Origin of the sequence: Rathayibacter sp. AY2B7 (assembly GCF_002931635.1) — a bacterium.
Classification (GTDB): Bacteria; Actinomycetota; Actinomycetes; order Actinomycetales; family Microbacteriaceae; genus Rathayibacter.
In genome coordinates, this window is record NZ_PSUC01000113.1 from 1 (window position 1) to 10405 (window position 10405).

Sequence of the window (10405 nt, forward strand, 5' to 3'; positions counted from 1 at the left end):
CTCCGAGGCCCGGACGGCCGCCGCGACCGCGACCAGCCGCTCCGGAGGGACTGCGGGGGCCGGCGCCGCCGCGACCGTGAAGCGCAGCGCATCGGCTCGGGGCCGGAGCCGGGCGGGCAGGACCTGCCGCACCGTCGCCAGCGCGCGGGCCGACGCCTCCTCGAGCCCCGCGACCGGCGCGCGCAGGGCGGCGGTGAGGGCGAGCACCTGCTCGTCGTCGAAGAGCAGCGGCGGGAGCTCGGCGCCGGCCTCGAGCCGGTACCCGCCGTCGGGGCCCTTCGCCGCGTCGATCCGGTAGCCCATCGTGCGGAGCCGGTCGACGTCGCGGCGCACCGTGCGCGGCGCGATCCCCAGGCGCTCGGCGAGCACTCCGCCCGGCCAGTCGCGGCGGGTCTGCAGGAGGGAGAGGAGCAGGAGGAGCCGCTCGGTCGTCGTGGGCACGTCCCGAGGGTATTCCGAGAAGAGGACCGTTACCGTCCTCTTCTCCTGGGAGCGTCGGGGCACCGGGTGATCGACCCGGCACGACTGCGAGGAGCGCACCATGAGCATCACCACGACGACCCACCTCAACTTCCGCGGGCAGGCCCGCGAGGCGCTGGAGTTCTACGCCTCGGTCACGGGAGGCCGGCTCGACGCGATGTCCTACGCGGACGCGAACGCTGTCACCGCGCCCGACGAGGCCGACCAGCTGATGTGGGGCCAGGTCGTCTCCGAGGCCGGCGTCCGCGTCATGGCGTACGACGTCCCCGCGCACACGGCTTACGACCCGGGCACGATCCCGGTGTTCGTGTCGCTGCGCGGCTCCGACGCCGACGAGCTGCACCGCCTCTGGGACGGCCTCTCGGAGGGGGCGGCGGTCGTCGTGCCCCTGGCCCCGGCGGCCTGGTCGCCCCTCTACGGGATGCTGCGCGATCGCTTCGGAGTGACGTTCGTCGTCGACCTCGAGGTCGCCTGGGGCTGAGGCCCGCGGGCTCGGCGGCGGGGCGCGTTGCACTGCGGACGCGCCGGCCGCCGACTCGGTACGCTCAGCACCGGATCCGGTCGGAGGGACGCTGCATGCTGGAGACGATCTCCGAGGCCCTCTCGCTGGTCACCCTCCCCCTCGGCGTGCTGTTCCTGCTCGCCGCGTTCGTCGCGGCGCTGATCGACGGACGCTGGCTGACGACGACCGCCTACCTCGAGGAGGGGCCGCCCCTCGCGCTGCACTGGGTGACCCGGGCCGGCGAGGTGCGATCGCGTCCGCTGTCCGCCGGGGACCCGCTGACGCCGACGCGGTCGGACCAGCGGGAGGTGTACTACCGCGAGGAGGATCCGCACCGCATCCGCCTGCACCGGTGGAGCGACGCGGTGCGGGCCCTGCGCCTGACCGGCCTGATCCTGCTCGGGGCGGGCGTCGTCCTCGGGATCCTGTCGACGGCGCTGGCGGTCCTCGCCTAGGCGGCGCTCCGTGCGCGAGGATCGGACCCGTGGATGCGGAACGGGTTCTCGGTGACGGTCGGGCCGACGGGGTGTGGTGCCGGCTCGGGGAGCCGCTGACGGTCGCGCAGATCGCGCACGGCGGACCCGCGTGGCTGTGCCTGGACGCGCAGCACGGCGCGTTCGACGACGCCGCGGTCCTCGCCTCCCTGCGCGCGCTCGGCGCCGTGAGCGGGAGGCCGCCCGTCGGCGTCCGGGTCGCCGGGCTCTCCGACGCCCTGATCGGCAGGGCGCTCGACGCCGGAGCGGACATCGTGGTCGTCCCGATGATCGAGACGGTCGAGGAGGCGCTCGCGGCCGTCCGCGCCGCGCACTACCCGCCGCTCGGCCGCCGCAGCTGGGGGCCGATGTCCGATCTCTGGGGCGCCGCTCCCCCGCCGGCCGCCGAGGCGCGCACCGCGCTCTGGGTCATGATCGAGACGCAGGCCGGCCTCGACGCCGTCGATCGGATCCTCGCGGTGCCGGGCGTGAGCGGAGTCTTCGTCGGCCCGTTCGACCTCGCGATCGGCCTCGGACGGGACCTGTCCGACCTGCTCGCCGCGGACGGACCGGACGACCCGCTGCCGAGGATCGCCGCGGCGGCCCGGCGCGCGGGCAAGGGCGCCGGGGCCTACGCGGGCGACCGCGAGCGCGCCGGGCTGCTGCGAGCGCTCGGCTTCCCGAGGGTCGCGGTCGCGACGGATCAGTCGCTGATCGCGCTCGGCACCGCGGCGGCGCTCGACGCGGACACCGCCGACTCCGACTGCTGAGCCCGAAGCCGGGTACGGGGCCGGCCGCCGGTCACCGGCGAGCGCTCCCGCCGGGGGGATGCACGGGCTCCGGCGGCTCGGGGACGAAGCGGAGGCCGCCGGCGGAGTTCGCGAGATCGGTGAGCGCCGAGATCCAGGCGGGGTTGATGCGGGGCATGCGGCCGCCGGCGTAGGTGTAGCGGAGCGTGTGCGAGGGGTGCAGCCAGATCGCGCGGCGGCCGTCGCTCATCCCGTTCTCGTCGCGCCAGGTGAGCAGGCACGACTCCCCCCGGCGCAGCTTCGCGGTGAGGACGATCTGCAGGTGGGCGAGCACCCGTTCCTCGACGTCGATCTCGACCGATCCGTCGTAGTGCAGCTTCCCCCTCGGCGTCTCCCGGCCTCGTCCTCGGAGGACGGGCGCGCCTCCGGCCCACCATCCTCGGGCGTCGTCCAGTGACCAGTTCGGGGCGGCGACAACCAGCGGATCAGCTGGTACCCGCCGGGCTCAGGCCGACGGGGCTCAGGCCGGCGGGTTCGCCGCCATGAAGTCGCGCATCGGCAGCAGGTTCTGGAGGGGCGCGAAGTACCCGAAGCGGGGCAGGTCGAAGACCACTCCCGCGACTCCGGAGGATGCCATCGCCGCGATCCACTCGAGCGCGGCCGGCATCGGCACCTTCAGCACGCGCGACGCGTCCTCGTCGGAGAGGCCGGCGTGCAGCGCCCCGGCGCGCGCCCGCTCCCCCGTGGTGAAGGCGAAGACCATCGGCCCCGACTCCAGGCCGCCGACGAAGGGGCTGGGCGCGTCGTCCGGCCCCCGCGCGATGAAGCACCACATCGGCAGGGCGTAGACGCTGCGCCAGAGCGCGTCCATCGCGGCGAAGCTCTCGGGGTCGGCGCGCAGGGCCTCCGCCCGGGCGTCGATCTCCTCGGTCTGGTCCATGGGGCTCCCCTCGGCGCCGGCGATCGGCGCGGACCTCCACGCTAACGAGGCTCCCGCTGGGCCGCACCCGCGATCGATCCGTCAGCAGCGGCCTGTCCCCGCGGCGGGCACGGGCCGCGGGCGACGGATCGGCGCGGCGGCGGCCCGCTCAGGCCGTCGCGTGCAGCGCGGCGTACGCGCCGCCCGTCGCGAGCAGCTCATCGTGCGTCCCCTGCTCCACGACGCGCCCCTCGCTGAGCACCACGATCCGGTCGGCCGTGCGGACGGTGCTCAGGCGGTGGGCGACGATCAGCGTCGTGCGCCCCTCGCGCAGCCGGTCGAGGGCGAGCCGGACCTCGCGCTCGGTGCGCGGATCGAGTGCGGCGGTCGCCTCGTCGAGCACGAGCAGACGGGGGTCGCGGATCAGGGCCCGCGCGATCGCGAGGCGCTGGCGCTGGCCTCCCGACAGCAGGGCGCCCCGCTCCCCTACGACCGTGTCCCAGCCGTCGGGCAGCTCGAGGACGAACTCCGCGTTCGCCGCCCGCAGCGCCGCCTCGAGCCGGTGGTCGTCAGCGTCCCCTGTCCCGTAGAGCACGTTGTCGCGGATGCTGCCGCGGAAGAGCACCGACTCCTGCGGCACGACCGAGACGAAGCGGCGGGCCGTGCGCATGTCGAGGGCGGCGATGTCACGGCCGTCGAGCAGTACTCGGCCCTGCGAGGGGCGGACGAATCCGAGGACCACCCGGGTCAGCGTCGACTTCCCCGAGCCGGAGGGGCCGACGAAGGCCACGGTCTCCCCCGGGGCGATCCGGAGCGACACGTCGTGCAGCACGCGCCGGTCGCCGTAGTCGACGCTCACCCGGTCGAGCTCGACTCCTCCGGCGAGGGCGTCGACGACCGGCTCGCCCTCGTTGTGCTCCACGTCGGGGTCTGCCAGGACCTCGGCGATCGAGCGGCGCGACTCGAGGCCGCGGGTGACCAGCGGAGCAGTCTGGAACGCCGCCGTGATCGTCCCGGTGAGCAGCGCGAAGTAGGAGCTCAGCAGCACGACCTCGCCGACCGTCACCGGCAGGACGCCCGTCATCGCGATGACGGCTGCGCCGAAGAGCGAGCCGAGCGTGATGAGCTGGTAGCTGCTCCACGACAGCGCCCCGAAGCGCCCGTTCAGGCGGTCGAGGGCGACGCCCGCCCGCTCGACGCGGCGGGCGGCCTCCACCACCCGCTGGACCGAGACCTTCTCGAGGCCGTGGGCGCGGGTGACCTCGAGGAGCGCGGACATCTCGCCGACGGTGCCGGACATCGTCTCGACGTGGCGCCGGAACGCCTCGTTGCCGGCCGCTGTCCGCCGACGGAGCCAGAGCACGAGTGCGGCCGCGAGCGGGACGGTCAGCGCGAACACCAGCAGGAACTGCGGCACCCTCGTGCCCGTCGCCACTCCGGCTCCGACGAGCACCACCAGCGCTGTCAGCACCGGCCCGAAGGCCTGCTGCAGCATCAGCTCGAGGTTCTCGACGTCGCGCACCACCTTCGTCTGGGCGATGGAGGCGCTGCCTCGCGAGTGGTAGTCGAGCGAGAGGCTCTGCAGCCGCTCGGCGAGCGCCTCCCGCAGCCGCAGGCCCAGCGCGCGGACGGCGGACGAGGAGAGCCGCACGTAGACCGCGTTCGCCCCGATGTTCGCGAGGATCGTCGCCGCGGCGGCCGCGGCCGGCACGACGAGCGCCGACGGCGACCGGCCGTCGACGAGGGCGTCGACCACGGCGGCGGTGACGAGCGGCAGGATCCACAGCGGGCTGTCCTTGACGACGTAGGCGAGCGCCGCCCCGACGACCCGGTGCCGCGACGGGCGCAGGGCCGAGCGGAGCGGATGCTCGGAGGAGATGCCGCTCACGGCACGAGGGCGGGCTCGCGCGCCGCCGCCGTCGATCGGAGGATCAGGGCGGCCGCGCCGATCAGAGGCCCCTCCCCGCCGAGCCCGGACGGGCGGACGTCGAGACCGCGGGCGTAGTCCAGGACCGCGTGCTCCCGGGCGCTCGCCAGCACGAGGTGGAGGTAGTCGCGGGTCACGCCCGCGAAGCCGCCGCCGACGGCGAAGTCGTGCACGTCGAGCAGGGTCGCCGCGCCCGCGATCGCCGTGCCGACGGCCTCGGCGGAGCGGCGGACCGCGGACAGGGCCACGGCGTCGCCGTCCGCGGCCGCGCGCCCGAGCTCCTCCCCGGTGCTCCCGGCGAAGCCCCGGCGCCGGGCCCAGGCGACGGTGCTCGGTCCGGAGGCGATGCTCTCGAGCGTCCCGTCGCTCCCCTCCTCGGGGTCGGCGTCGGCGACGTGGACCTGGCCCAGGTGGCCGGCGTTGCCGGAGCGGCCCGCCAGCACCCGGCCGTCGAGGACGATCCCGCCGCCGATCCCGGTCGACACGACGAGGCTCACCGAGGAGACGGCGCCCCGGTTGGCCCCGTACCAGTGCTCGGCGAGGGCGATGCAGGTCCCGTCGAGGCGCAGCTCGACCGGCCGACCGGGCACGAGCCGCTCGAGCGCCTCCCGGAGCGGGACGCCGTGGAGCAGCGGGAGGTTCTTCGGTCGGATCCGGCCGCCGTCGAGGTCGATCGGCCCCGCGGATCCGGCGCCGACGCCGACGACGTCCGCCCCGGCCGTCGAGGCGGCGACGCACTCCGCGAGCGCCCGCTCGAACTCCTCAGGAGTCAGGGCGGGGCCGGTCGCGCGCCGGTGCCGCGTGCCGGGCACGAGCCCGCCCCCGGCGTCGACGAGGGCGGTCTCGATCTTCGTGCCGCCGACGTCGACGGCCAGGGCGGGCTGCGTGCTCACCGCGGATCAGGCCCAGTCGGCGACGAGCTGGTTGGCCGTGCGCAGCACGCTCGGCGACACCAGCGCCTCGGTGTCGAGACCGGAGCCGCGCACCGTGAAGACGACGCTCTCGCCCGGCAGCAGCGTGACCAGCTGGTCGTCGACGACGGCGGACGGGTCCACCTTGTCGACCAGGAGGGTGACGTCGCGCACGAGGTTCTCGGCGGTGACGGTCACCTGCACTCCGCCCTCGACGGGGGCGGCGCTCGTGCGCAGGCGCGCGGCCTCCAGGGCGGAGTCGCGGTACTCGGCGAAGAACCAGAACGCGCGCGTCCCGGCGAAGTCGACGACGAGCAGCTCGGCGGCGGCGTCCTCGGGCGTCGCCACGCCGGACCCGATCGGCAGGGTGCGCACCGAGCGCGCCCCGACCGCGAGCTCCTGCCGCTCCTCCGCCAGCACCGTCCCGTCGAACGCCAGGCGGCGCACGACGCACTCGCCGGCCCACTCCTCGGGGGAGTCGCCCACGGCGACCACGGCGAGCCCCTCCCCGCGCGGCTGCACGGTGAGCAGACGGTCCTCGAAGACGTGCTTGAGCGCGTAGAGGAGCGGCTTGGCGGTGCCGTCGCCGTCCACCGCGGCCCACGAGGTGACCGGCCAGCAGTCGTTGAGCTGCCAGACGATCGAGCCCATGCAGCGCGGGCTCTCGGAGCGCTGGTGCTCGATCGCGAGCGTCACCGCGAGCGCCTGGTTGAGCGACATCGCCCAGTGCCAGTCCTCCGTGTCGTCGGGCAGCGGGAGGTGAGCGACGAGACCGTCGGTCAGCTTGTCGTTGCCGTCGGTCGCCTTCTGGTGGTGGATCATCCCGGGCGACTCGGGAGTCAGCGGCGAGTCCGAGATCGAGCGCTGGATGGTCGACCACGACGCCGGCCCCTGCCAGCCGAACTCGGCGACGAATCGCGCGTGGGCGTCCCGGTAGGCGGGGTAGTCGACGCGGTTCCACAGCTCCCAGAGGTGCACGGAGCCGTGGTCGAGGTCGTTCGCGAAGATCTGCGGGTCGCCCGACCAGGGGCTCCCGGGCGTGTACGAGCGCGCCGGGTCGAGCTCGGCGACCAAGCGCGGGAGCAGATCGAGGTAGTAGCCCAGGCCCCAAGTGCGGCCCTGGAGGCGCTTCTCCCAGCCCCACTCCTCGAAGCCCCAGATGTTCTCGTTGTTGCCGTTCCAGAGCGCGAGGCTCGGGTGCGGCATGATCCGCGTGACGTTGTCGCGGACCTCCGCCTCGACCTCGCTGCGGAGCGGCTCCTCCTCCGCGTAGGCCGCGCAGGCGAAGAGGAAGTCCTGCCAGACGAGGATGCCGCGCTCGTCGCAGAGGTCGTAGAAGTCGTCGGACTCGAAGTAGCCGCCGCCCCAGATGCGGAGGAGGTTGAGGTTCGCGGACTCGGCCTGGTCCATCCTGCGGGCGAGGCGCTCGCGGTCGACCCGGGTGATGAAGGCGTCGTCCGGGATCCAGTTGGCTCCGCGGATCCAGACGGGCTCGCCGTTGACGACGAAGCGGAACGAGGTGCCCTCGTCGTCGCGGTCGAGCTGCACCTCCAGGGTCCGGAAGCCGATCCGCTGGGAGCGCTCGTCGATGACGGCTCCGCCCTGCAGGAGCGCGACCTCGAGGTCGTGGAGCGGCTGCCCGCCGAAGCCCCGCGGCCACCAGAGGGCCACGTCGGCCGCCTCGAGATGGAGGACCGCGGTGCGCTCGCCACCGGGGATGCTCGCCACGGCCTCCGCGCCGGCGACGGAGGCGCGCACCTCCACCTCGGCGTCCGAGGCCCGGTCGAGCCCCACGTGCAGCTCGACGCGGCCGGTCGTCCCGTCGACCGTGACCACGGGGCGCACCGAGGCGAGGCGCGCACCGCTCCAGGCCTGGAGGGTCACCGGCTTCCAGATGCCGGCGGAGGCGGCGTCCAGCCCCCAGTCCCAGCCGAAGTTGCAGGCGGCTTTCCGCAGGGCGTTGAAGGGGTGGGAGTAGGTGTGCGGCCGGTAGCCGATCTCGAGGCTCGCTCGGTCGGCCTCGGCGACGGGCGAGGCGAAGGCGACGACCAGCTCGTTCGCCCCCTCCTGCAGAGCCTCGTCGACGCGGATCCGGTAGGTGCGGTGCTGGTTGCGGGTGCGGGCGATCTCCCGCCCGTTCAGCATGACGACGGCCACCGTGTCCAGGCCCTCGAAGACGAGCTCGTGCACGTCGCGGCCGTCGGGGGCCCAGTCGAACGAGGAGGAGTACTCCCAGTCCGTCTCGCCGATCCAGGTGACCTTCTTCTCGTTCTGGTCGAGATACGGGTCGGGGATCAGCCCGGCCGCGAGCAGATCGGTGTGGACGAGGCCGGGGACCACCGCGGGGACGACGGCCGAGACCAGCTCGGCGGGGATCGGCCCGCGGGTCGCGCGGACACTCCAGCCGTCGTGCAGCGGACGGCTGGTGGCCGCCGCGGTGCGAGGAGTGGTGTCGAGGGTGTGGGTCACTTCGTAGCTCCTGATGTCAGTCCGTTGTAGATGAAGCGCTGGAGGAAGAGGAACGCGATCAACGTCGGGACGATCACGAGGATCGTGCCGGCGGCGATGACCTCCCACTGCGCCCCGAAGGGCCCCATGAAGCGGAAGAGGGAGGTCGAGATCACGCCGAGGTCGCGCGAGGGCATGTAGAGGAAGGGGATGTAGAACTCGTTGTAGACCGCGATGCCCTTGATGATCACGACGGTCGCGATCGCGGGCTTCAGCAGCGGGAGCACGATCCGCCAGTACACGGTGAAGCGGCTCGCTCCGTCGAGCATCGCGGCCTCGTCCAGCGAGACCGGGATCGACTGCATGAACTGCAGGAAGATGTAGATCGCGACGATGTCGGTGCCCGTGAACAGCAGGATCGCCGACCATCGGGTGTTGAAGAGGTCGAGGGCGTTGATCACCTGGAACGTCGCCACCTGCGTGGTGACGGAGGGGACCAGCGTCGCGAGCAGGAAGAGCCCGGTCACCAGGCTCCGCCCGCGGAAGCGGAACCGGTCGATCGCGTAGGCGGCCATCGTGCCGATCAGCACGGTGCCCACGATCGAGACGACGAGGATGATCCCGGTGTTGAGGAACCCGGTGACCATCCCGCCCTGCGTGAAGGCGATGGCGAAGTTCTCGAGGTTGAACCAGTTCGAGGGCGGCGTGAGCGGTCCGGTGCCCCGGTACTCCGCCGAGGTCTTGAACGCGAGCATCACGATCGTGACGATCGGCACGAGAGCGAAGAGGCAGGCCACGATCAGCGAGCCGTACTTCCCGATCGAGCCGAGGACGGATCCCGCCGACCGGCGGGTGCGCCGCTCCTTCACGGCCGCCTGCCGCGTCACCGGGAGACCGGTGACCGCCGGGGGGCGCTGCTGGGTGCTGGTCATTCCTGGCTCGCCTTCTCGTCGGGGAACACGCGCCGCTGCACGGCCGTGATGATCAGCACGATCGCCAGCAGCACCACGGCCATCGCCGACGCGAGGCCGACCTTGGAGTAGCGGAAGGCGGTGTCGACGGTCTGGATCACGAAGGTCTCGGACCCGTTCGCGCCGCCGGTCATGATGTAGGGCATCTCGAAGGCCGAGAGCGCCCCGGCGATCGCGAGGATGAAGGACAGCCCGAGGATGCGCCGGATGCTCGGCACGATGATGTAGCGGAACTTGTCGAACGCGCTCGCGCCATCGAGATCCGCCGCCTCGTACTGCTCCTCCGGGACCGACTGGATCGCACCGAGGAACAGCACGAAGTTCAGCCCCATGTAGCGCCAGACCGAGGTGGCCGCGAGGGACACGTTGACGACGGAGGGGTCGCCGAGCCACTGCGGGGTGTCCTGCACGCCGAAGACGCCGAGCACCGCGTCGAGCGTGCCGTCCGGGCGGAAGAAGTAGAGGAACATCAGCCCGATGGCGACGCCGTTGATCAGGTAGGGGAAGAAGATGACGCCCTTGAAGAAGTTGCGGAACCGGGTGCGGAAGCTCAGCAGCGTCGCGAAGAAGAGGGCGAGGCCGAGCTGCGCGATCGCGCCGGCGAGGTAGAACAGGCTGACGAAGAAGACCCGGAAGATCTCGGGCCGCGTGAAGATCTCGACGTAGTTCTCGAGGCCGACGAAGGTCTTGTCGGGGTCCAGGCCGTCCCAGTCGGTGACGCTGTACCAGAACATGTTCGCGACCGGGATGTACGTCAGCACGACCAGGAACGCCAGCGGGACCGCCAGGAAGAGCCAGGGGGTGATGCGCCTACCGGTGAGGCGCTGCCGGCGGCGGGGCCGGATCCGCTTGCTCGCTCCGACCTCGATGGGCGGAGCGTCGGTGATCGCCATGGTCGATCCTTCCGTCGTTCGGGGGTGCAGGAGCGGATCCGGCCCCGCCGCCGGCAGCCCCTCACCGGTCGGCGCATCACCCCCTGGCTCTTCCTCGCGGTCCCCCTGCCGTTCCTGGTCGTGCTCACGTCC

At 73.0% G+C, this 10405-nt stretch carries 11 protein-coding genes; 3 read left to right on the top strand and 8 right to left on the bottom strand.

Features of this window, described 5'->3' with window-relative positions; genetic code table 11:
• A partial coding sequence (locus tag C5C27_RS14845; RefSeq protein ID WP_219813185.1) for a YafY family protein occupies positions 1-441 on the bottom strand: 441 nt, incomplete at its 3' end.
• Positions 442-541: 100 nt separating this feature from the next.
• Between C5C27_RS14845 and C5C27_RS14850 the strand changes: the two genes are divergently transcribed.
• From C5C27_RS14850 to C5C27_RS18170, 3 genes are all read left to right on the top strand, one after another.
• The gene (locus tag C5C27_RS14850) at positions 542-961 is read left to right on the top strand and encodes a VOC family protein (RefSeq protein ID WP_104314791.1); all 420 of its coding nucleotides are present in this window, start codon (positions 542-544) and stop codon (positions 959-961) included.
• A 95-nt stretch (positions 962-1056) separates the two neighbouring features.
• Complete coding sequence (locus C5C27_RS18165) at positions 1057-1437, top strand: hypothetical protein (protein ID WP_181133555.1); 381 nt, start codon at positions 1057-1059, stop codon at positions 1435-1437.
• A gap of 29 nt (positions 1438-1466) precedes the next feature.
• Positions 1467-2225 (top strand): HpcH/HpaI aldolase/citrate lyase family protein, encoded by a 759-nt coding sequence (locus C5C27_RS18170; protein WP_181133556.1) that lies wholly within the window; start codon positions 1467-1469, stop codon positions 2223-2225.
• A 31-nt stretch (positions 2226-2256) separates the two neighbouring features.
• On the opposite strand, the gene C5C27_RS14860 is transcribed toward C5C27_RS18170, so the two are convergent.
• The 7 genes from C5C27_RS14860 to C5C27_RS14890 form a co-directional block, all read right to left on the bottom strand.
• Positions 2257-2538, bottom strand: coding sequence for an ATP-dependent DNA ligase (locus C5C27_RS14860; protein ID WP_258066791.1), 282 nt, complete (start codon positions 2536-2538; stop codon positions 2257-2259).
• Positions 2539-2724: 186 nt separating this feature from the next.
• On the bottom strand, positions 2725-3144 hold the full coding sequence (locus tag C5C27_RS14865; protein WP_104314794.1) for a hypothetical protein: 420 nt from the start codon (positions 3142-3144) through the stop codon (positions 2725-2727).
• Between the two features lie 148 nt (positions 3145-3292).
• Complete coding sequence (locus C5C27_RS14870; protein ID WP_104238484.1) at positions 3293-5011, bottom strand: ABC transporter ATP-binding protein; 1719 nt, start codon at positions 5009-5011, stop codon at positions 3293-3295.
• A complete protein-coding gene (locus C5C27_RS14875) occupies positions 5008-5943 on the bottom strand; it encodes an ROK family protein (RefSeq protein ID WP_104314795.1) in 936 nt (311 codons plus the stop codon). The genes C5C27_RS14870 and C5C27_RS14875 overlap by 4 nt, the downstream gene beginning before the upstream one ends.
• A gap of 6 nt (positions 5944-5949) precedes the next feature.
• On the bottom strand, positions 5950-8430 hold the full coding sequence (locus tag C5C27_RS14880; RefSeq protein ID WP_181133557.1) for a glycoside hydrolase family 2 protein: 2481 nt from the start codon (positions 8428-8430) through the stop codon (positions 5950-5952).
• Complete coding sequence (locus C5C27_RS14885) at positions 8427-9341, bottom strand: carbohydrate ABC transporter permease (protein ID WP_104238482.1); 915 nt, start codon at positions 9339-9341, stop codon at positions 8427-8429. Before C5C27_RS14885 ends, C5C27_RS14880 begins: the two co-directional genes overlap by 4 nt.
• A complete protein-coding gene (locus tag C5C27_RS14890) occupies positions 9338-10273 on the bottom strand; it encodes a carbohydrate ABC transporter permease (RefSeq protein WP_104234025.1) in 936 nt (311 codons plus the stop codon). The genes C5C27_RS14885 and C5C27_RS14890 overlap by 4 nt, the downstream gene beginning before the upstream one ends.
• Positions 10274-10405 lie beyond the last annotated feature (132 nt).